Here is a 21,775-nt window from a genome sequence, read left to right as displayed (position 1 = left end):
AATAGCTTATTTTGTACTTCTGCTAATAAGCGTATTTCTTTTATGACTTAGTTTTTGATTCTCATTTATGTTGTCTATTATTGATGAAGATATTGTATCGTCTTCCTCATCCTCTATTCCCGTCATTTCTCTGATTATTTGGACATAATTTGTTTCACTAACATCATGATTTCCAACGATTTTTCCTTGTCTTAGTACAACTATCCTAGTTGCAACTGCAAATACGTCTGGAAGATTATGACATACCAGTATAATTGTGCGACCCTGTGATCGTAGGCGTTTCATATAAGATAGTGTTTCAGCTGTTTGTGTTAAAGATAATGAAGCTGTAGGTTCGTCTAATAGTATGAGTTTTGGATCCGATAGTAGCATTCGTGCCAATGCGACAGTTTGACGTTGTCCACTTGATAGTAATCGTATTGGAGTATGTATTCTTATGGCACATGTTAGTTCTTGTAATGCCTTTCGGGCTTCGCATGCCATTGCATCTTTATTGAGTGTATGACATGATTTATTTCGCATCTCTTTGCCTAAGAATAGATTTGATGCAACGTCCAAATTATCGCAAAATTCTTGTCCTTGGAAAACTGTTGCTATTCCAAGATCATTTGCTTCTCGTATGGAGTGCAAATTCACTTCTTTATCTTCAAAGATCATTCTTCCTTTTGTTGGTTGAATCAAACCAGATATTGTTTTAATAAGAGTGGATTTTCCGACGCCATTGTCTCCAACAATTGCCACTATTTCTTTGCTATAAATATCGAGTGTTATGGATTTAAGTGCTTCTGTAAAGCCAAAGTTTACGCTAATATCTTTTAGCTGTAGGAGTGGATTTTGTCCGTACATTACGTCTCCTTGTTGATATTGCTAATAATATTGCAATCGATATTACAACCTATTTCTATAGGTGTTGAGATGTTTTGTGATGTATTTTTTCTGCAGCATCAATACCTTCTAGTGCTGCTCCTAGTGCAGAACAATTAGTAAGATTTGATGCAACTACAACTTGTATAGGAGTTAAAACATCAGGGAATAGTAAGCGGTGCAATGACTCTCTAAAAGCATCGACGAAAACTGATCCACTTTGCACTAGGAGTCCTCCTATAACTACAATTTCAGGGTCTACTGATGTACATAGTTCTGCTGCTACTGTTCCTATTCGTATTGCAGTATCAGCTATGATACGTCTGCATCCTGGGTCTCCTTCATTTGCTAAACGTACAAGATCTTCTACAGTTAGATCTCCATGGGTAACTCTTAATAACGATGTTATTCGTTCTTCATTTATAAAAGTATTAAGGCACCCACGGTTTCCGCATGCGCAAATGCTTCCGAGTGGATCAACTTGAATATGCCCTATTTCTCCTGCCATTCCAGTTACGCCGCGCCATATTTTCCCATCTGCCATTATGGAGGCACCAGCTCCGTCATCGGTATTTATGTATATGAAATCTGTGGTTTTTGTAACAGATCCTGCTCTTGATTCCCATACTGCGCAACAGTTTGCATCGTTATCTAAAGTAACTGGAATATTAAAAATTGATTGTAGATACGAAATAATGTCGAAATTGTTCCAATGTGGCATAATGCCAGGTATTGCTATTGTTTTTGTACGTTTATCTATTGGTGCTGTTATAGATACGCCTATTGCTATTAGTTCTTTTGCAGATGCGTTTATGTTGGACAAAGTTTCATTTATGAGTAATGTTGCTCGTTCGAGAGTTACATCTGGAATATGTTGTTTTGGTAATAGTAATGTTCGTTCCGCGATTATGTTAAGTTCGTAGTCAATAAAAATTAGATCTAGAGAGTGTCTGCTAATTTTTAGTCCTACGCTTATTCCTTTTCTACGAGCTAAAGCTACGAGTGTTGCTCTTCTTCCGTTATGTATTGTGTTTTCTGTGTACAACCGCCCTTCTTTTACAAGTTGTCTTACAAGAGTTGATACGGTTGCAGTTGATAATCCTGTCGCTTCAGCAAGCTCTATTTGCGTAATTGCACCAAATCTGCGTATGTAAGAAAGTAATGCAGATCGATTAGCTTCTCGCAATGAAGTTTGGGATCCGAATAAATGCGACATAATATAAGCATATCTATATTTTGAAGAATTGTCATTCATTGATTTGAAACTTTTGTTCTTTATTGGTTAAATTGGTTGAATTTATATTAAATAATTGGTACGAGCAGTTAATTCATGTAGATTAAAAATTGTATTAAATTTATATATTAAACAAAAAATAGAAAAATTTGATTTATGTGTTTGACAACTTAACACAATAGTTTATAATAAAAAATTAGATAGCGTTGTAGCTGTCTATATCAAATAACCTTTTGATGCAAAGGAGCGTCGATGAACATAGGTAAAAAGGCAATCGCTTTATTTGTAGGTATTGCTGTAGTTGCTGGTTTATCAGCCTGTTCAGGTTCAAGAGGTGGTGCATCCAAAAACGTAAGTCAAGGAATTGAAAAAGGTGCCACCATTGGTGTCTCTATGCCAACAAAGTCGGAGGAACGTTGGAATAAAGACGGTAATAACCTAAAGAAGAAGCTAGAAGATGCTGGCTATAAAGTTATATTGAACTTTGCAGACGATAAACCAGCTCAGCAAAATGCAGATATTGAAAATATGATTAACAACGGCGCTAAGGTTGTTGTTGTTGCTGCAAAGGATGGTAGTGCTGTAGGACCTGCAGTAGAGAAGGCTCATGATGCTGGAGCTAAAGTAATTGCCTACGATCGATTGATTATGAATACAAAGGCTGTTGACTATTATGCAACATTCCAGCTTGAGCAGACTGGTATTCTTGAAGCAAATTATATTATTGATAAGTTGGGTCTTAAGAATGGTGCAAAGGGACCATTCAATATTGAGCTTTTCACTGGTTCTCCAGATGATAACAATGCTAAGTACTTCTTTAAGGGTGCATGGGATTTGCTGCAACCATACTTTAAATCTGGTGCCTTAGTTTCCCCATCTAATCATGGTGGTGGCGTGAATAAAGACTTTAAGGTTCAAGATTGGCAGAAGATTTCTGTTCAAGGGTGGAAAGCTGAACAGGCTCAAAAGGATATGGAATCAATTATTGATTCTGCATATGCTAAAGGTCAGCCACTACATGCAATATTAAGCCCTTATGATGGTATTTCGACTGGTGTTATCAACGCCATTGAATCTAAGCGTCCAGATTTAAAGCCAGGTACAGATAATTGGCCAATTATAACTGGACAGGATGCTATGGAGTCAGCTGTATCTTCAATTGCACGTGGAAAGCAGAGCCAGACAGTATTTAAGAATGTCAATAAGCTTGCTGAAGCCGTTTATCAGATGGTATTGGAAATTGCTAAAGGCAAGAAGGTGTCTGGTATTAACGGAAAGTTCAATAACAACAAGATAGACGTTCCTTCTAAATTGCTAAATCCACAAGATATTACTAAGGATAATCTTACTGACTTAGTGAAAGATGGCTATATAACACAAGAACGCTTTGATAAGTTAGTACATTAAAAATTAACTATCAATTTGAACTAATATGGGGGCACGATCAGTGCCATAGTTGTGCCCCCATTAGTTGAAACTGTGCGTTGTAATGATTGGAAGTAGATGATGTCGCATAAAGACACAATATTGAGTATGCAGCACATCACAAAAACGTTTGGTTCACTAAAAGCTCTTACTGATGTTAATCTTTCGGTTGATCGCGGTGAAATTCATGCAATTTGCGGCGAAAATGGTGCTGGTAAATCTACGTTAATGAATGTGCTATCAGGTGTTTATCCTTACGGATCTTACACGGGAAAGATTATATTTAACGGAAAAGAGTGTAAATATAGTAATATTAAAAATTCAGAACGTGATGGAATTGTTATTATTCATCAGGAGCTGACTTTAAATCCATTTCTTTCAATTTCCGAAAATATTTTCATGGGAAATGAATGCTCAAAAAATGGAGTAATTGATTGGAGCGAAACTCGCGCTAAAGCTGCAGAACTTCTTAAACGCGTTGGTTTGCCAGAAGATCCAGATACAAAGATTATGGATATTGGTGTTGGTAAACAGCAGCTTGTAGAGATTGCTAAGGCTTTATCTAAAAATGTAAAGTTGCTGATTCTTGATGAACCAACTGCAGCATTAAATGATGAGGACTCTGCGCATTTACTACAGCTTGTTCGCCAATTAAGAGATGAACATGGCGTTACAAGCATTATAATTACGCACAAGCTTAATGAAGTTGCTGTAATAGCAGATAACGTTACTATAATTCGTGACGGATCGACAGTTGGTGAAATGTATATTACACCAGAAACGCCATTAGATTACGATGAATTAATTCGTAAAATGGTAGGTCGAGAATTAACCAATCTGTATCCTAAGCACGAAACAAATCAATCTGGTGAAGAATATCTTCGTATAACCAATTGGACAGTTCATCATCCAATGGATAATAGCCGAATAATAGTCGATAATGCTAATTTGTATGTTCGTTCTGGCGAAATTATTGGATTGGCTGGATTGATGGGTGCTGGCAGAACCGAATTGGCTATGAGTGTTTTTGGACGCTCATATGGCTCCAATATAACTGGTGATCTTTATATTAAAGGTAAAAAAGTCGAATTGCGCAATGTGCAAGAAGCAATTAATGCTGGTTTGGCTTATGCTACAGAAGATCGTAAAGGTTATGGTTTAAATCTTTTGCAGAATATTCGCGAAAATTCATCTATTGCTTCATTGTCAAAAATGAGCAAATTAGGTGTTGTTGATGGAAACATTGAGCGAAAAGAAGTTGATGCATATCGAGAGAACTTTAATATAAAATGTCAAAACATTGATGTGCAAGTTTCTACGCTTTCTGGCGGAAATCAGCAAAAGGTTGTATTGGCAAAATGGGTTCTTTCTGATCCAGACATACTCATTCTCGATGAGCCAACTCGTGGTATAGATGTTGGTGCAAAGTATGAAATTTATGAAATCATCGATAAGCTTGCCGATCAAGGTAAAGCTGTTATAGTTATTTCTTCTGAACTACCAGAATTGATTGGTATATGCGATCGTATTTATACCGTAAGTCAAGGCGTTATCACAGATGATGTTAATAAGAATGGGTTTACCCAAGAATATCTGATGAAATGCATGACTAAGGAAAGGAATTAGCGTTATCATGAGCAAAAACAGATTAGCCCAAGATACGAAGGGTGAACAAAAATCAAGTATTCTTTCGACAATTACCGATAATGCAAGACAATATGGAATTGTTGGAGCTTTAATCGTTATTGTCGTTGTGTTCCAAATACTGACAAAAGGTGTTCTTTTAACTCCTAACAGTTTTGTTTCTTTAATTCAGCAGAATGCATATGTGATTATTTTGGCAATAGGCATGGTGATGGTGATTATTGCTACACACATTGATCTTTCTGTGGGATCTTTAGTCGCATTTATTGGTGGTGTTTGTGCACTGTTGATGGAACGCTATGGTGTTAATTGGGTATTAGCGATTGCTATATCAATTGTTGCTGGCTTACTCATTGGTTGTTGGCATGGTTTCTGGGTGGCTCGAATGGAGATTCCTGGATTCATCACCACTCTTGCAGGTATGCTGATCTTCCGCGGTTTATCTACGGTTATAGTTGGCGAATCTGTGCCTATCACCTCAGACGCGTTCCGCGGAATTGCTCGTAACTATCTTCCTAATATTCTCGGTTGGTGGGGTCCATTTGATGGTCTTACGATTGTTCTTGGTCTTATGTGCATTGCCTTGTTTGCTTGGAGCCAAATTAATAAGCGTAAGCATGTAGAAAAAGTTGGATTAGTCCCAGAACCACTATCGATTACTGTATGCAAGATCGTATTTGCTGCTCTTGCAATCATATTTGTAACATATTTGTTAGCATCCTCTGGCAATTCCGAGATGGGTGGAACTCCAATTATGTTGGTGATTGTTGCGATTTTGGTAGTTGCATACAACTTCATTCTTACAAAGACAGTTTTTGGACGTCACATATATGCTGTTGGAGGTAACCGTAAAGCTGCAATACTTTCTGGTATTGATGTTAAGCGTGTAGATTTCTGCTTGTTTGTTCATATGGGATTCTTGTCTGCTATTGCTGCTGTGGCTATGCTTTCTCGTCTGGCATCTGCTACTGCACAAGCTGGTATGGAATTTGAAATGGACGCAATTGCATCCTGCTTCATCGGTGGCACTGCTGTAACTGGTGGTGTTGGAACTATACCTGGAGCCGTTGTTGGTGCTTTTGTTATGGGAGTTATCAATCAAGGCTTGTCTATCATGGGCGTTGACACTGCAATTGTGAAAACAATTAAGGGCCTTGTGTTACTCGCTGCAGTGGCTGTTGACATAATGAGCAAGCGTCGTAAGCGCTAAAAATGCCGTATATATGGGCGTGCGCTTCAGATATTACACAAGCGTTGTGAACGAAAAGTGTACGCCCAGTTTTGTTAGTTATTAACAGATATTAACAGGTGTTAATCAGAATAAAAGAACAATAAGGAGGAATATATGCCAAAAAAATATATTCAAAAGACTAGAATGTACGCTCTAACTACCTTTTTTATGTCGATTTGGTTATTCCAGTCTTTATATGGTTCCTATAAATCTGGTGACTTATTCGCTTGGTACACTCTTATTTTTTCATTGTGCTTATTAATTGTAATCGGCTATTGCGGTTACAACGCTTTTAAAGGATTCAGTCAAGAGCGTAAAGATAAGAGCGAGGATTCTAAAAAGTAATAAATGATTGATTATTCAAGATTTTCTACATATTGAATAAATGAATCTTATAAAAGCATGCAAGGGAGCATCATGTGTGATATTTCGAGTGTATCATCTAATAAAAAAGATATTATTAATGCAAACACTTATCTTGGTATTGAGTTGGGTTCAACTAGAATTAAAGGTGCTTTAATTAATGGACAATATCAAGTTATTGCAGAAGGATCTTATAAGTGGGAAAACAAACTAGAAAATGGTTTGTGGACCTATGATTTATCTGATGCTTGGCATGGAATACAATCTGTTTTTTCTCAGATAAGTAATCAAATTAATAAAGACTACCAATTGCGTTTAAATAATATTGGCGGCATTGGTATTTCAGCAATGATGCATGGTTATTTAGCCTTTGATAATAGAAATCAGTTGCTTGTGCCATTTAGGACTTGGAGAAATACCAATACGCATGATGCTCACAGAATTCTTTCTAGCGAATTAAGTCTTAATATACCAGAACGCTGGTCGATAGCTCACTTGTATCAATGTGCGCTTGACGAGGAAGAACACGTACATAATGTAGCATTCTTTACTACGCTATCTGGCTATATTCATTGGAAGCTTACTGGCAAAAAAGTATTAGGATTGTCGGATGCTTCTGGAATGTTTCCTATGGATTCAAACAGTTTAAGCTGGGATGAGAATGCGCTAAATAAAATTGAGAATCTTCCTGAAATATCTAATCAGCCTTGGAATTTGAAGGATATTTTACCTACGCCTCTTTCAGCTGGAGAATTTGCTGGTCGATTGACAGTTGATGGTGCTTCTCTTCTTGACCCTAGTGGTATTTTAAATCCAGGAATACCATTTGTTCCTCCTGAAGGAGATGCGGCAACCGGTATGGTTGCAACCAATACATTAAAGCCTGGTACTGGTAATGTTTCGGCTGGGACATCTATTTTTGCAACTGTTGTTTTAAAGCGCCCTTTGTCAAAAGCTCATAAAGAGTTAGATATAGTTATGACTCCAGATGGTCATTTATCTGCAATGAGTCATGCTAATAATTTCACTACAGATTTAAATGCTTGGGTTAATTTATTTGCTCAATTTGCAGATGCAATAAGAAAACCAATATCAATGGATTTGTTATATACAAGCCTGTTTAATTCTGCTGTTGATAATGGAACTGAATTTGATGCTGGAGGAAATATTAACTACTGTTTTTCTTCTGGAGAGTTTCAAGCAGGTTTGGAAGAAGGGCGATTTGTATTTGCTCGCGGTCCGCAAGCAAAACTTTCACTCGGAAACTTTATGCGTGCTCAGCTATATGGAGCATTTTGTCCAGTGACTATTGGAATGAATGTTTTAACAAAAGAAGAGCATGTTGAAATTGATTCTTTGCTTGGTCATGGTGGTATTTTTGCCACCCCTGAAGTTTCTCAGCGTATTGCTTCGGCGGCGTTTGGTGTTCCAGTAACCACTATGCCTACGGCTTCTGAAGGCGGATCGTGGGGAATGGCGATTTTAGCATCGTACATTAGGCGAAAAAATATAACATTAATAGACTTTTTGCAAAATGAAGTATTTGCCCATGTGAATTCAGTTACCGTTTTCCCTCGTAAGGATGACGTGGAAGGATTCCAGAGGTATTTTGAGCAATTTATGAGGTCATTGCCAATAGAACATGCAGCAATAGCTACGATGCCGTAAAAATATTGCGCAAAAGATTGCTTAAGTCAGACTAAAAATAGTGTTTTCTCATCATATTTTTAAAAAATTTATTAGAAAGAAATAGTAATTATGAAAACTTTAAAAGATTATTCACAAGAAACTCAATCTGAGGTAAAACAGGTACGCGAATTAGTATCCAATTTGCATGATCAACTTATTAAATGGAATTTAGTTGTGTGGACTGCGGGAAATGTTTCTCAACGTTTGCATACTGCTGATTTAATGGTTATTAAGCCTTCTGGAGTACGATACGAAAGACTAACTCCTGAATCAATGATTGTTTGTGATCTAGATGGGAATGTTGTTGATGGATCCTATTCTCCGAGTTCTGACACAGCTTCGCATGCTTATATTTATAGGAATATGCCTGAAGTATTTGGAGTAGTGCACACTCATTCGACTTATGCTACTGCTTGGGCTGCTATTGGAGAAAATATACCATGTGGATTAACAATGATGGGAGATGAGTTTGGCGGCCCCGTTCCAGTTGGACCATTCAGGTTGATTGGCAGTGAGGCCATTGGGCAAGGCGTTGTTGAAACATTACGCAAATATCCTAAGTCGCCAGCGGTTTTGATGCAAAATCACGGTCCTTTCGTAATTGGAAAAGATGCAGAAAGTGCTGTGAAAGCTGCTGCTATGACAGAAGAAGTAGCCAAAACAATGTGGGCTGCTAGGCAAATAGGGAAAATAATCGATATAAAGCAAGAAGATATCAATTCCCTTAATAAACGATATCAAAATGTTTACGGACAAAACTAATAAAAATAATCTAAAAACAATTACATATATAAGTCTTATAGGAGTAAATAATGGCTATGGAAAATCCTTTTGAAAACAAAGAAGTGTGGTTTGCTGTAGGTTCGCAAGAACTATATGGTCCAGAAACACTAGAACAAGTGGCAACACAAGCTGGCGAAATCGTAGATTATTTAAATAATAAACATTCGATACCTGTGAAAATTGTTTTGAAACCAACCTTAAAGTCATCTGACGCTGTGCGTAATTTTATGGTTGATGCATCTTCAAAAGAATCTTGTATAGGCGTGATCGCTTGGATGCACACGTTCTCGCCAGCAAAAATGTGGATTCGCGGATTAGAACTGTTGCGTAAACCTTTGCTTCAGTTGAATACTCAGTATCATCGTGAAATACCTTGGGACAGTATTGATATGGATTTTATGAATTTAAATCAAGCTGCTCATGGAGATAGAGAATTCGGTTATATTGTTTCTAGACTTGGTATCAGAAGAAAAATAGTTGTTGGTCATTATACGAATCCAGAAGTTTCGGATCGCATAAATGCTTGGGTTCGTGCATGTTTAGGCTGGTGGGCGTCTAACAATATGAACGTTATGCGTTGGGGAGACAATATGCGTAACGTTGCAGTTACTGAGGGAGATAAAACTGAAGCTGAGAAAATCTTTGGTGCATCCATTAATACTTGGTCTGTAAACGAATTAAATTCATATGTTAATCGTGCTACAGATAAGCAAGCTAAAGATTTGATAGAAGATTATAAAAATAAATACAATGTTGATCCAGAATTATTAAATCAAAAATATGATTCTCTGTTAATTGCAGCTAAGCAGGAAATTGGAATGGTATCCATGATGCGTGATTATGATGCTACTGCTGCAGTAGATAATTTTGAAGATCTTGGTGGTCTTTCCCAACTTCCAGGAGTCGCTGCTCAACGTTTTCCTTCCGAATATGGATGGGGTTTCTCAGCAGAAGGGGATTGGAAAACCGCAATATTGGTTCGTTTGGGATTAGTTATGGGGTATGGTCTTGAAGGTGGAGCTTCTCTTATGGAAGATTACTCGTATCATTTTGAGCCAGATAACGAAATGATATTAGGATCACATATGTTAGAAGTTTCGCCTTCTATTGGAAGTATTCAAAAACCTCGTCTTGCTATATATCCATTGGGTATTGGAGGAAAATCAGATCCTGTTAGACTCGTGTTTACTGCTGCTCCTAAAAAGGATGCTGTTGTGGTTTCTCTTGCAGATATGTGCAGTAGATTTAGACTTTTAATGAATGTCGTAGATGTTGTAGAGCCGTCTGGAAGCCTAAAGAATTTGCCTTGCGCTCGCGCCATGTGGAAACCGCAGCCAAGTCTATCTTTGTCTGCGCAATGCTGGTTATTAGCTGGTGGATCCCATCATACTTGTATGACAACGTCAATTGGTAGAGAAGTTTGGGAAGATTTTGCGCGTATCTCTGGTGTTGAACTAGCTGTGATTGATAAAAACACTAATACCCAAGATTTTGAGCGCAATCTACAGATTTCTCAAATGTATTACAAGCTTAATGTTAAGTAATATTGGCGTTATTGCGTCTCTAGTGATGAATGTTTGTTGTGTTATTATTTCCTTTGAAAATAATGGTCAATTTTATAGCGAAGAGGTGTTTTAATGAATGAAAATATGCACATTGTGCCTAACATTTTATTATCGGATGGCAATTCTATACCACAAGTTGGTTTAGGTGTACTTCGAGTTGATAAAGTAAGTATGCATGATGTTGTAGAAAGCGCTCTTTCGCTAGGATACAGACATATTGATGCTGCAGCTGGATATAACAATGAGAATGAACTAGGCGAAGTATTGTGCGCAACTGGTTTTAATACTGGCGAATTGCGAGAAAACCTATGGGTGACTACAAAGGTTAGAGATTCACAGCAGGGGTATGACAATACTTTAAAGGCTTTTGATTCTCAGCTTGCGGATCTTTGCTTGAACTATGTGGATATGTATATGATTCATTGGCCTACACCATTTAATTGGCGTTCTGCAGAAACATGGAAAGCATTTGTTAGGTTAAAAGAGGAAGGTAGGGTGCGTTCGCTTGGTGTATGCAACTTTATGCCTTCTGATTTGCAGCGTTTATATGATGAAGTCGGTCAGTGGCCTCAAGTGAATCAGATTGAATTGCATCCGAGCTGGCAGCAGTCTAATGTAGTTGATTTTTGCAAGAAGCATAATATTGCTATTGAAGCGTATTCTCCATTGGCGCGCGGACGTGATTTGAATATCGGCGATGGTGTTTTGGAAACTATTGCTAAGAATCATGATGTTACTTGTGCTCAGGTGATTTTGCGCTGGCATATTGAGCATGGATACATTATCATACCTAAATCTGTTTCAGCAAATAGGCAACTTGAAAATATTAATGTTTTTGGATTTAGTCTTAAGGATGACGAAATACGCGCAATAGATGATTTGAACACTAATGAGCGAATGGGGCATGACCCTGCAACGTTTAGTTATGCATGATTGTGTGGCGTTTCTTTTATCCTGTGTTTGTTCCCAAAATCGCCAAATACGTAAACAAACACGGGCAAGTGTTCTTGGTTTTGTTTCTATATTTGGTGTTTTGGTAAACAAATGTGGGGAGGTGTTCTTGGTTTTGTAGTCGGATTTGGTGGTTCTGGGAACAAACGCGGGAATGGGGTTACGCTTATGTGAGCGCAATTACTGCGTAGTTCCCAAAAAATCAATGTCGGAAAGACTTAAAGAAGTTTTGCGTTTCTGGGTCTGTGCAAGCGTCCATAACTTCGTATGGTGTGCCATTTTCTGCAACAACGCCGTTTCGTAGCAAAACCACTCTGTCGGCAGCTTCGTGAGCAAAATGCATCTCGTGAGTGGCCATTAAAATCGTGGTTCCTTGCTCTTTTAGTTCCGCAACCATGTCTAGAACTTCGCCAACAAGCATTGGGTCTAGTGCGGAAGTAATCTCGTCTAAAAGCAAAAGTTGTGGGCTTGTCATAAGCGCGCGTGCAATCGCCACTCGTTGCTGCTGTCCGCCCGAAAGCTGATCCGGATAAGACTTTGCTTTATTTTCTAGCTTAATCCTAGATAGAAGCTCCATTGCGCGGCTTTCTGCACGGTCTTTGTTCCAATGATGAACTTTTCGCGCAGCAAGAGTCACATTATCTAAAACACTCATATGCGTAAAAAGATTGAATTGCTGGAACACAACTCCGATTTGAGACCTAATTTGATCCTGATTTATACGAGGATCTGTAATATCTGTGTTTCCAAGCCAAACTTGGCCGTCGTCTACTCGCTCAAGCAGATTAATGCACTTCATAAGAGTGGATTTTCCGCTTCCAGAAGGTCCTAAAAGAGCCACCACTTCGTGAGGCGCAATATCAAAAGAAATGCCTTTAAGAACAGGTGTTGAGTTATATGATTTTCGAATATTGCTTAAGCGCAAAACTGGGGTTGAATCCGTGTAATCACTTGTATTCGTTTGATCACTTGTGTTTGTGTAATCGCTCATTTGCTGATTTACCTTCTGGTTTGTTAAGTTATTCATCACACGGTTCCTCCGTTTAGCTCGCGTTTGCGCAGTCTTGCCGTATACCAATCGTTTAGAACAATAAACGGAATGCTCAGCGCTATAAACACAACGCTTGCTACAACGTATGGAGTGAAGTTATAAGAAGTTGCAACAGATATTTGCGCGGCTCGAACAGCGTCTACAGCGCCCAAAACCGATATGAGTCCTGCATCTTTTTGCATAGATATAAAGTCGTTCATTAAGGCAGGAGCCACTTTTCTTAAGCCAAGAGGAATTACCACTAATCGCACAGTTTGACCAGATGTTAAGCCAAGTGATCTTGCGGACGCTCGCATAGATGGATGCACGTCTTCAAATCCTGCGCGCAATACCTCTCCAACGTATGCGGAGTAGCTCATAACAATGGCAATTGTACCGAGTATTGCTGGTGGGATTCGTCCAAAAAGCTGTAATCCTGGTATGCCAAAGCCGATTAAGTAAAGCACAACAAGCATTGGTATGCCGCGCATAATAGTTGTGTAGAATTGCGCTATAGCTCGCAAAGGGAAAAGCATTGGGCTTACGCTTGTACGAATAACAGCTATTAAAGTTCCAAGTATTGCTACTCCAATAACAGCGAAAACAAGCACCTGCAGATTAAGCATTAAGCCTTGCAAAACGGATGGCAAAGATAGCATGAAGTATTTGCCAGAGAAGAATGTTTCGCGCACTCTTGGCCAACCAGGGCTCATTGCAAGTGCTGCAATGCACACGCCAAGTAATACTAAAGTGCTTATTATGCTTGTTAAAACTGATTTAAGATTTTGCTTTTTGCGGATTGACCTACGCTCAAGCTCGATATTGCTTAAAGCGTATTCTCCAGCGTTGTTTGATTCACTGTTTAATGCATTGCCGTTAAGTACTGTCATTGGCGGCACTCAAGCCTTTCGACATAATGAATGATACGCACTATTGTAAGCACTTTTGTGTGACGATTGGGTTACAAGTTGCTTACAATAATGCGTATTGGTAATGACGTTAGTACGATTTTTATTTATTTTTGGTTTAGTTTTTACTTCAGAACTGGCACATTAGTCGTGTACTCTGCAAGCCACTTTTCTTGGAGCTTCTTCAAAGTACCATCTTTTTCTAGCGCATTCACAGCCTTAGTGACGTCTGCGGTAAGCTTAGATCCTTTTGGAAGTACCAATCCAGTTCCTTCCTTATCTTCCGATCCTGCAATCTGTCCAAGAACAACACCTTCTTTAACCTGCTTGCTGCGCACAATGTTTACGGAAGATGGAGTATCTATAACAAGTGCGTCAATCTGCTTAGAATCAAGAGCCTGAACCAAAGCGTCATTATCGTTAAAGGTTTGAATATCGCTCTTAATCTTGTCTTTAGCAAAGCTGTAGCTTGTTGTTCCAACCATTGCGCCAATTGTAGCGGTTTTAAGGTCTGCTAAAGTCTTCGCGTTAGCGAACTTGCTATCTTTTTTGACCACAACACCTTGAGTTGCGTTGTAGTAGCTTGGCGAAAAGTCTACTGCCTTCTTGCGTTCTTCTGTAATAGAGAACTGCTGAAGGTTAAAATCAAAGTCTTTTGGTCCTGGGGTTACTGCGGAGTCGAAGGTTGTGCGAACCCACTTTACTTTGTCTTTATCGTATCCGAGTTTCTTTGCAACAGCGTATGCTACTGCAGATTCGTAACCCTTGCCGTTTTCTGGCTTGTTATCGTACATCCAAGGTGTGTAAGTTGGCTGAGCTGTGCCGATTGTCAAAACGCCTGGAGTAATCGTCTTTTGGTTTGTATCTTGTGCGTTTTGGCTGCCGCATGCTGCTGTGCTAACCATTGCTGCCATTGCTAATGCTGCTGCTGCAATTTTTGTAGCAGCGATTGCTACGCGGTTGGTGTGCAAGTTGTTGTGTACGAAAATAGCCATTTTTTCTCCTTGTTTTTGCTAAAACCTTAAGATTTTTCGCTTATTCGTTTTTTTAAGCGATTTAAGTAGGTTTTGCGGCCGTACATTTGATAGTTTATAAGATGCTGAAAGCATTTAAGGCTTAATTGTTACAGAATTGTTATCGCGATTGTTTATAACGCGCTATATTTTGTTGATTTAATACGTGGTTTTGTGGTGATTAGACTTAAGTCGTAGTATGTTAAGTGTCAGTTACATACGGTGTGTTGCTTTTTGAGGAGTATTTTATGTTAAATAATTTTGAACATAGCGCGGCTGACGATTTTTCTGAAAGTTCTAAAGATTTTAGTCATCTTTCAAAACTTGCTGTTATAGTTGCACTTCAAAAAGAAGCTCAGCCTATTTTTCAAGCATTTTGTGGGGATTATAAAACTTGGGATTCGTATGGGGTTACTTTTATTCAGGGCAAAATCGCTTCGAATGGCAAAGGTGAAAATCCTACTCTTACAATATGTGTTGCTGGAATGGGGAAGTCTGCTGCAGCAGCTGCAGCTCAAGCGTTGATAATCGAATCCAATCCACAAGTGTTGATTTTTAGCGGAATCGCAGGTGCTTTAAATCCGCGTCTTAGTGTTGGAGATATTGTTATAGGCAAAAAACTTCACTATTTAGAAACAAATACGCAGATTATTGCAGAGTGCGCTCCGCATAAATCTGTTTTTGAATCAGATCCAAAATTATGCTATTTAGCTGCTAAAGAGGCAGAATTATTAGGATTTAGGCTTGAGAAGTCTTTGGAAGAATCCTCTTCGGTTGCTGGCGACTTATCCTCGGACTTTAAGCAAAACGAGTCTAACATAAATAGCGTTGCTTATGTGTGTGGAAACATAGCAACAAGCGACCAATTTAACACAGATCCTAATATTTTAGACGCTGTGCGAGCAACGGTTTTTGGCGATTGCGAAGAGATGGAAGGCGCTGCTGCTGCACATATTGCGGCTAAAAACGGTGTTCCATTCCTTGCGATTCGCTCAATGAGTAATCGTTGTGGAGAATCATACGAATCTGTGGATTCGCATAAGGATGATTTGGTTCTTGCAGCTGATCAAGCAGGATCGTTAACTTTGCGTGTTTTGAAGGCGCTTGTTAAATAACTGCAGACTAGTTTACTTATTTGAATCGTTTTGTTCTGCTAAATCAAATCCGCTGAAAGTAAATCCAGGGCTTACTACGCAAGAAACAAGAACATCGCCATCGCTTGGTATTGTTCTCTGCCATGTTCCAGCAGGAATTACAAGATGTCCGCGCGTGGATAAGCCATTGCATTCCTTAGTGTTTCCAAGAGTAAAACGCTGCAAATCTGCCTCTGCGCAAGGATTTTTGCCACATCCACCAAGTTCAATCGTAAGATTTGACGGTCCATGCCATAGCCAAATCTCGTCTGCATCAACTTTATGCCATGCGCTTGAATCGCCAGAAGGCAAAAGGAAGTAAATAAGAGAGGCCAATGGTCTTGGTGCGTCTGCGCCAGCGTTTTCGTCAATTTGCGTATTGTTTGTGCTCGCGTTTGAAGTATTTTCATTGTTGGTTGCGCTATATAGTTGCGCTGCTTGCCAGTCGCGGGTGTACCATCCGCCTTCTGGATGGGCTTCTAGCTGTAATTCTTTAACAAGATTTTTGGCGTAATCACTCATATTTTCTAAACTGACACTCATAATGCATGCTCCTTTTATTTTTCATATTTGCGTTAAATATTTGAGTTAAATGTGTTCTTATCTGTGCTTGCATCAGATTATTGAGCAAAAGCACCATTATTGTATACAAGATTTCCAGAAATAACTGTTGCTTTTGCACTACCTGCACCGTGACGCACAAAATTGTGCAAAGTCTCTTCAACTCCTTGTGGCGAGCTTGTGTCTGTTGGAATATCAAAGAACGCAAGGTCGGCTGTTGCTCCAGCATTAATTTGGCCAATTCTGTGCGGTCCTACGTGTAAGCCCATAACGCTTGCGCCGCCTAAAGTAAGCATGCGAATAATTCGATGTGTTAAATCATCTTTTCTATATCCTTGCGCTGTTGCTAAATCATAGACTTTTGCAGCGTCGTCTAAAACGTCTAAAGATGGGGAAGAAGATAGTGAATCCGTACCAATCGCAAGCAAGTTTCCTTCTTCCATGTAGTCGCGAATTGGCGCGTCTCTTTCCGTAACAGTAATGCGGTTGGATCTTGGGCACAATGCCACTCCCACTCCGCGTTGACGCAAAATTCTGCGGTCTTCGCCATCTGCCCAAACTCCGTGAGCAATATGTACGTCTGGTCCAAGGGAGCCAAGCTGATCCAAAAACTGAATTGCGGAAGCTGTCATTCCATGTGCTTTAAGTTCGCTGTAGCTTGCCCAAACGTTAGCATTCCAATCTGGGGCGGAATACGTGGTGAGTGTATCGGCGTGATTTCCAGCCTCCATAGGTGTTTCTGCTAAGTGTATGTGCAAGCGCATGTTTAGCTGTCTTGCAATGTCTGGCAAATCCACAAAAGGTTCGGTTTCTAGACTGTAAGGTGCGTGTGGGCTAATTCCTATACTCGGCACTCTGCCGTTGTCCATCATGTGCCCAAGCATTTCGAGCAGCTTAGCGTAGCCTTCTTCCTTCCAGTCAACGTTTTTCCAGCCCATTACCTCCCAATAGGCTATCCCGTGCATGCCTTGGCTTGCAAGCGCTCCAACGGCTTCGATATCAGTTACAATGTCGGCAGCTGCAGTAGTGCCAGCTTCCACCATCATTCTTGCGCCTTCGTATGCAGAAGTTTTCCAAGTCATCAATGCTGGGTTATGCTGTTTTTCTTCTTGTAATTTGTCATAAACAACATTGAATCCTTCTTCCCAGTCTCTAAAATTGCGGTATTCGCCGCGGCCTACGCTTGCCATATTCGTGTATTGCAAATGCGTGTGTGCGTTTATAAGACCTGGTGTCATAAGACCATGCCAATGTCGTTCGTTGTTAAACATTTTCCTGTAGGAATCGTTTGACATTTCATCTTTTAGAGTGTCTAGTACCCACTGTCTTGTTCCAACGTGTACAACGCGTCTATTTGATACTGCTACGGCTCCTTCGGGAATAATAGGACCTGTTACTGGAATAACCATTGCTGCACTGTATAAGGTTACTTCGCTAAGCGGCGTTGGGTGTGCAAGTGCGCGTATTGGATCTGTAAACATTGCTTTCCTTATGGAATTATCGTTTAACTAATTTTGCTTCTGTTACTCTATTATTGCTTAGATTTATTATGATTTGGTTAATTGGATTTCATCTAAATATTTTCGTCTTCGGCAAATCTTGTTAAATCCCATCTATAACCATTATCTTTATTGGATTCGCTAGCACTATATCCGCGTTCTGCTAATGCAATACTTGCTATTTGATTATCGGAGCTTTCTGGCAATTGGTAAATTCCAGAATCAAGCCGATTTTTGTCGCTATTTTTCTTGTTTTTCCCATTGTGCTCTAGCAAATACGCTACTGCGCTTACTTGAACAGCAAAACTAAAGTCCATAATCTCAATAGGATTTCCACCGCCAGTAGTGTAATTTGTGCCGTCTCCTTCACTTATTAGTGTGATTTGCGGACCGCACGGAACTTGGATTTTTCTTTGTGGAGTTCCAACAACTGGCTTAAAATCAGGGATTTCGTCTAGTGCAATCTCGTTTGCAATTCCGCCAATAACAGCTAAAATCGCGTTTTCTTGCATGTTTTGCATGTGTTGCAATGTAATCGTGTGTCTAACGCCTGTTGCAGAAACAATCATATTGCTTGTATCAACAGCGCATTCAAGATTTTTAGCTTCAAAACCGTCGAAAACTGCGCGCAAGGACTGTACAGGATTTGTATCGCAAATCGTAACTTTTGCACCCAATGCGCGTATTCTTAATGCGAATCCGCGACCAACTGGACCGTATCCAACAACAGTTACTTTAGCGTTTTTAAAGCATTCGCTTCCAAGAATTTGCTGCATAGTAGTAACGCATGTTTCGCCAGTTCCATGACGATTGTCAAAATCGGTTTTTAGAGCGCTGTTATTTACTGCAATCACAGGGTAGTGCAAGTGCCCAGCTTTTTGCATTGCTTCAAAAGCGCGCACTCCGCTAGTTGTTTCTTCTGCAACTCCTATTAGATTAGCTGCGATTTGCGGGCGTTCAAGGCTTGCTAGGCGCGCAAAACTTGCACCATCGTCGATTATTATGTCTGGCTGTATTTCGTCTAAGAGTTTTAGCGCACCTTCATGAGTTTGTTCAGGTGTCCAATCTCGGTTTGCTTGTACTAAAATGCCTTCTTTTTTAAGCTGATCTGCTACTCGCTGGTCAGTTTCGTCTGGACCGCAAAAAACGCCAACAATCGCTCCGTGCGCGTGCAATTCTCTAAGCAGTACAGCTGTTTTTGGTTCCAACACAAGGCAAACAGCTATTCTAACGCCTTCTAAATTAAGACCACTTTCTTGTAAATTGTTAAGTAGAGTGCGCATTACTGGCATATGTTTTTGCGCGTAATCTATTGCGTCTTTTCCGCTTAAATTAGGCGCATTCACCATAGTGTTTTCTATATTTTCGTAAGATTTAGTGGCATCAAAATCTGCGTATTGTTTACAAGTCGTAGGAATTATTCCCCAAGATTGCGCGCTCTGTAAGAATTTTTCTACATCACTATTTTGGTCACTATTTTTAGCATTCTCATTTTGAATATTGTTATCTCCAATAAACACGCGTGCCCCAGCAAGAGATTGGTTAGTTCTCTGCGAAGTAATAGCAGCCCATTCGCTAAAATCAATCATATTAAACTCCTAAAAGCTCTTATATTTATTATCCCTATAATCCAAGTGCGTTCAAAGCTTCTTTTAAATTCTCTACTTCGATTATGTCAATACCGGGAATGCTAATTTTCTTTCGCATATTACACACGATCGCACGCTTATAGCCGATCCTAGCTGCTTCTCTAATTCTAGGTTCCATTCTAGAAGCTGGGCGAATTTGACCAGTAAGACTAATCTCACCAATTGCGCAAGTTAAAGGTAAAACTGCCTTATTTTTGGCTGCGCTCGCCAAACTTGCCACTATTGCTAAATCGCAAGCAGGTTCTTTCGCCTTAGCTCCAGCAATCGTAGAAACGTAAATGTCTTTAGATAAAAGATTTAATCCACCATGTCTATATAAAACAGCGGTAAGCATGGCAATTCTGTTTGTGTCTACTCCAGAAACTGCGCGTCTAGGGGCTGGCAGAACTGAATCTGTAACAAGAGCCTGAATTTCAATAGGTATGCTTCTGTGTCCTTCTAAAGTAAAAGTTACGCACGTTCCTTCGTTTTTACAATCTCCATTAGAAGACAGGAACAGCCCAGAAGGATCTGGAACCTCTTCAATACCATCGCCACTCATGTCGAAGCAGCCAACTTCGTCTGTAGGCCCAAAACGATTTTTAACAGCGCGAAGCATGCGTAATGCGGTTTGACTATCTCCTTCAAATTGGCAAACAGTGTCTACAAGATGTTCCAGTGTGCGAGGACCTGCAATCGAGCCGTCTTTTGTAACGTGTCCAACAAGAAGAATTGGAATATCGCAAGTTTTAGCAACGTCTATAAGCGCGCTAGCTACTTCTCGAACTTGAGTGGAGCCTCCTGTAATTCCTTCAACATCGCTAGAAACAATAGTTTGTGCCGAATCTACAATTGCAAGAGTTGGCTTATATTTTTCGATTAGCGCTAAAGCTGTGTTTAAGTCTGTTGTAGAAGCAAGAAGAAGATTTTGACTTATGGCATTTATGCGTGATGCGCGCAATTTTACTTGCGACTTTGATTCTTCGCCAGAAATGTACAGGACTAAATTTTTTGTGTATTCGGCAGTGTTTTTTGCGGATTCGTTGCAATTCTTGGCAATTTTTCCTGCTGTTTCTAAAAGTAGAGTAGATTTTCCGATTCCTGGTTCGCCTGCTATAAGCGTTACTGATCCTGGAACAAGCCCGCCTCCTAAAACGCGGTCAAATTCGCTAAATCCTGTGTGGATTCGCATGCCATTATCTGCTGTAATTTCACTGATTGGCTGAGCATCTACGCTAGAATCAAGATTTGTTATTGTAGAAATGTTATTTTTTGCATTTCTAGATCTTGTGGAGGCTCGTGAAACTCCGCTTGTAGCTTTAGGCTCGTGAAACTCGCTTAATGTACCCCATTCGCCACATTCTGGACAGCGACCATACCATTTTGAACCACTCCAACCGCATTCGGAGCATAAGTAGTAAGTAGTAGATTTTGCAGCCATGATTTGACGCTAGCTGCATTTGTAGACATTTTACCGTCATACTTTTGTGAGATAATCCAAGTATGTTGAACAGTGTTATGTGGGGTAAAAAATATGAATTCTTATGCGAATAATCCTTCTAACTCGACTTCATCTGTATCTGCTTCTCATAACAACTTACGAAAAGTTCTTATAGTTGCCGTAATAGTGGTCGTTTTAGCTATAGTTTCCGCATTCATATGGCCTGGCTGGGCGTTAAATCGCCAGCAACCGCAGTCTGCTAAAACTCAGGTGTCTTCTGCAAAAACTCCGTCAATTAAGTCTAAAGATTTGCCTAGTACATCTACTGCACTGTTAAGATCTATGCCAGATAGTGTTCTTGATTTTGCGCGTGTTGATGCTTCTCCTAGTGCTAAATGGTCTTCCGCATCTCCTTTGGAAGAATACACTGTTAGATATTCTACGGGAGAATCTGGCAGTGATGTTTCAGTCGTTGTTGCTCAATGGAGTAGTCGTGATTTAGCAAATAAGCAATATGAGCTTTTGACTGATGCATTAGCTGGAAGTGATATTGCTTCTGGAAAGATTCAGGTTGCTGGTAAGGCTACTGGAAGCTATGTTTTGAAGGCAGATGATAATAGTAAGACTAAAGCTAGTGCCATCTGGCAAAATGACACTGTTGTATTTGAAGTGACTGGTTTAAAACAGTCTGTTGAAAGATTCTATAAGCAATTCCCAATGTAACTTTCGTAGTGATATAGGCTGTTTTGTACGTGTTTTTGTAAAATTTTGTTTTAAAATTTTCCAAAGTCGTCAAAACGGTGTAACATTAGG

Annotated in this window: 19 protein-coding genes; 10 read left to right on the top strand and 9 right to left on the bottom strand. The window is 39.6% G+C overall.

Going from position 1 to position 21,775, the window contains the following annotated elements; genetic code table 11:
- Nucleotides 1–6: 6 nt before the first annotated feature.
- Together HXT24_RS00385 and HXT24_RS00380 are read right to left on the bottom strand one after the other, a co-directional pair.
- On the bottom strand, nucleotides 7–846 hold the full coding sequence (locus tag HXT24_RS00385) for an ATP-binding cassette domain-containing protein (protein WP_415681414.1): 840 nt from the start codon (nucleotides 844–846) through the stop codon (nucleotides 7–9).
- Nucleotides 847–901: 55 nt separating this feature from the next.
- Nucleotides 902–2,080: an ROK family transcriptional regulator gene (locus HXT24_RS00380; protein WP_116692654.1), complete on the bottom strand. Its 1,179-nt coding sequence runs from the start codon at nucleotides 2,078–2,080 to the stop codon at nucleotides 902–904.
- 270 nt (nucleotides 2,081–2,350) lie between these two features.
- Between HXT24_RS00380 and HXT24_RS00375 the strand changes: the two genes are divergently transcribed.
- From HXT24_RS00375 to HXT24_RS00340, 8 genes are all read left to right on the top strand, one after another.
- Nucleotides 2,351–3,505 (top strand): sugar-binding protein, encoded by a 1,155-nt coding sequence (locus HXT24_RS00375; RefSeq protein ID WP_004117014.1) that lies wholly within the window; start codon nucleotides 2,351–2,353, stop codon nucleotides 3,503–3,505.
- A gap of 99 nt (nucleotides 3,506–3,604) precedes the next feature.
- Nucleotides 3,605–5,149 (top strand): sugar ABC transporter ATP-binding protein, encoded by a 1,545-nt coding sequence (locus HXT24_RS00370; protein WP_165847622.1) that lies wholly within the window; start codon nucleotides 3,605–3,607, stop codon nucleotides 5,147–5,149.
- Nucleotides 5,150–5,156: 7 nt separating this feature from the next.
- Nucleotides 5,157–6,377, top strand: coding sequence for a multiple monosaccharide ABC transporter permease (mmsB, locus tag HXT24_RS00365; protein ID WP_415685299.1), 1,221 nt, complete (start codon nucleotides 5,157–5,159; stop codon nucleotides 6,375–6,377).
- A gap of 135 nt (nucleotides 6,378–6,512) precedes the next feature.
- Complete coding sequence (locus HXT24_RS00360) at nucleotides 6,513–6,743, top strand: CDP-diacylglycerol--glycerol-3-phosphate 3-phosphatidyltransferase (RefSeq protein ID WP_004115879.1); 231 nt, start codon at nucleotides 6,513–6,515, stop codon at nucleotides 6,741–6,743.
- 72 nt (nucleotides 6,744–6,815) lie between these two features.
- The gene (locus HXT24_RS00355) at nucleotides 6,816–8,429 is read left to right on the top strand and encodes a xylulokinase (RefSeq protein WP_415681412.1); all 1,614 of its coding nucleotides are present in this window, start codon (nucleotides 6,816–6,818) and stop codon (nucleotides 8,427–8,429) included.
- 90 nt (nucleotides 8,430–8,519) lie between these two features.
- Nucleotides 8,520–9,212: an L-ribulose-5-phosphate 4-epimerase gene (locus HXT24_RS00350; RefSeq protein ID WP_004115871.1), complete on the top strand. Its 693-nt coding sequence runs from the start codon at nucleotides 8,520–8,522 to the stop codon at nucleotides 9,210–9,212.
- A gap of 50 nt (nucleotides 9,213–9,262) precedes the next feature.
- Entirely contained in the window at nucleotides 9,263–10,777 is a 1,515-nt protein-coding gene (gene araA / locus HXT24_RS00345; RefSeq protein ID WP_422119406.1) for an L-arabinose isomerase, read from the top strand.
- 93 nt (nucleotides 10,778–10,870) lie between these two features.
- Nucleotides 10,871–11,731 carry an aldo/keto reductase gene (locus HXT24_RS00340; RefSeq protein ID WP_422119405.1) on the top strand — a complete coding sequence of 287 codons (861 nt, stop codon included), beginning with the start codon at nucleotides 10,871–10,873 and terminating at the stop codon, nucleotides 11,729–11,731.
- Between the two features lie 220 nt (nucleotides 11,732–11,951).
- On the opposite strand, the gene HXT24_RS00335 is transcribed toward HXT24_RS00340, so the two are convergent.
- The 3 genes from HXT24_RS00335 to HXT24_RS00325 form a co-directional block, all read right to left on the bottom strand.
- Complete coding sequence (locus tag HXT24_RS00335) at nucleotides 11,952–12,776, bottom strand: amino acid ABC transporter ATP-binding protein (protein ID WP_410312066.1); 825 nt, start codon at nucleotides 12,774–12,776, stop codon at nucleotides 11,952–11,954.
- The gene (locus HXT24_RS00330) at nucleotides 12,776–13,669 is read right to left on the bottom strand and encodes an amino acid ABC transporter permease (RefSeq protein WP_410312043.1); all 894 of its coding nucleotides are present in this window, start codon (nucleotides 13,667–13,669) and stop codon (nucleotides 12,776–12,778) included. The genes HXT24_RS00335 and HXT24_RS00330 overlap by 1 nt, the downstream gene beginning before the upstream one ends.
- Before the next feature lie 143 nt (nucleotides 13,670–13,812).
- Complete coding sequence (locus HXT24_RS00325; protein ID WP_116692528.1) at nucleotides 13,813–14,682, bottom strand: ABC transporter substrate-binding protein; 870 nt, start codon at nucleotides 14,680–14,682, stop codon at nucleotides 13,813–13,815.
- 266 nt (nucleotides 14,683–14,948) lie between these two features.
- On the opposite strand from HXT24_RS00325, the gene HXT24_RS00320 reads away from it, so the two are divergent.
- Entirely contained in the window at nucleotides 14,949–15,815 is an 867-nt protein-coding gene (locus tag HXT24_RS00320; RefSeq protein WP_422119404.1) for a nucleosidase, read from the top strand.
- A 12-nt stretch (nucleotides 15,816–15,827) separates the two neighbouring features.
- On the opposite strand, the gene HXT24_RS00315 is transcribed toward HXT24_RS00320, so the two are convergent.
- The 4 genes from HXT24_RS00315 to radA form a co-directional block, all read right to left on the bottom strand.
- The gene (locus HXT24_RS00315; RefSeq protein WP_422119403.1) at nucleotides 15,828–16,376 is read right to left on the bottom strand and encodes a cupin domain-containing protein; all 549 of its coding nucleotides are present in this window, start codon (nucleotides 16,374–16,376) and stop codon (nucleotides 15,828–15,830) included.
- A gap of 77 nt (nucleotides 16,377–16,453) precedes the next feature.
- On the bottom strand, nucleotides 16,454–17,875 hold the full coding sequence (locus tag HXT24_RS00310) for an amidohydrolase family protein (RefSeq protein ID WP_410312409.1): 1,422 nt from the start codon (nucleotides 17,873–17,875) through the stop codon (nucleotides 16,454–16,456).
- A gap of 92 nt (nucleotides 17,876–17,967) precedes the next feature.
- Nucleotides 17,968–19,482, bottom strand: coding sequence for an adenosylhomocysteinase (locus tag HXT24_RS00305; RefSeq protein WP_422119402.1), 1,515 nt, complete (start codon nucleotides 19,480–19,482; stop codon nucleotides 17,968–17,970).
- Nucleotides 19,483–19,516: 34 nt separating this feature from the next.
- On the bottom strand, nucleotides 19,517–20,962 hold the full coding sequence (radA, locus tag HXT24_RS00300) for a DNA repair protein RadA (protein WP_004116987.1): 1,446 nt from the start codon (nucleotides 20,960–20,962) through the stop codon (nucleotides 19,517–19,519).
- Between the two features lie 93 nt (nucleotides 20,963–21,055).
- Here radA and HXT24_RS00295 point away from each other — a divergent pair, with 93 nt between their 5' ends.
- Nucleotides 21,056–21,685: a hypothetical protein gene (locus HXT24_RS00295; RefSeq protein ID WP_004112066.1), complete on the top strand. Its 630-nt coding sequence runs from the start codon at nucleotides 21,056–21,058 to the stop codon at nucleotides 21,683–21,685.
- The last annotated feature ends 90 nt before the right edge of the window (nucleotides 21,686–21,775 follow it).

It is taken from the genome of Gardnerella sp. DNF00354, assembly GCF_049262755.1.
Classification (GTDB): Bacteria; Actinomycetota; Actinomycetes; order Actinomycetales; family Bifidobacteriaceae; genus Bifidobacterium; species Bifidobacterium vaginale.
The sequence above is the reverse complement of the archived record's forward strand: the minus strand, read 5'-3'. Positions and strand labels throughout refer to the sequence as shown.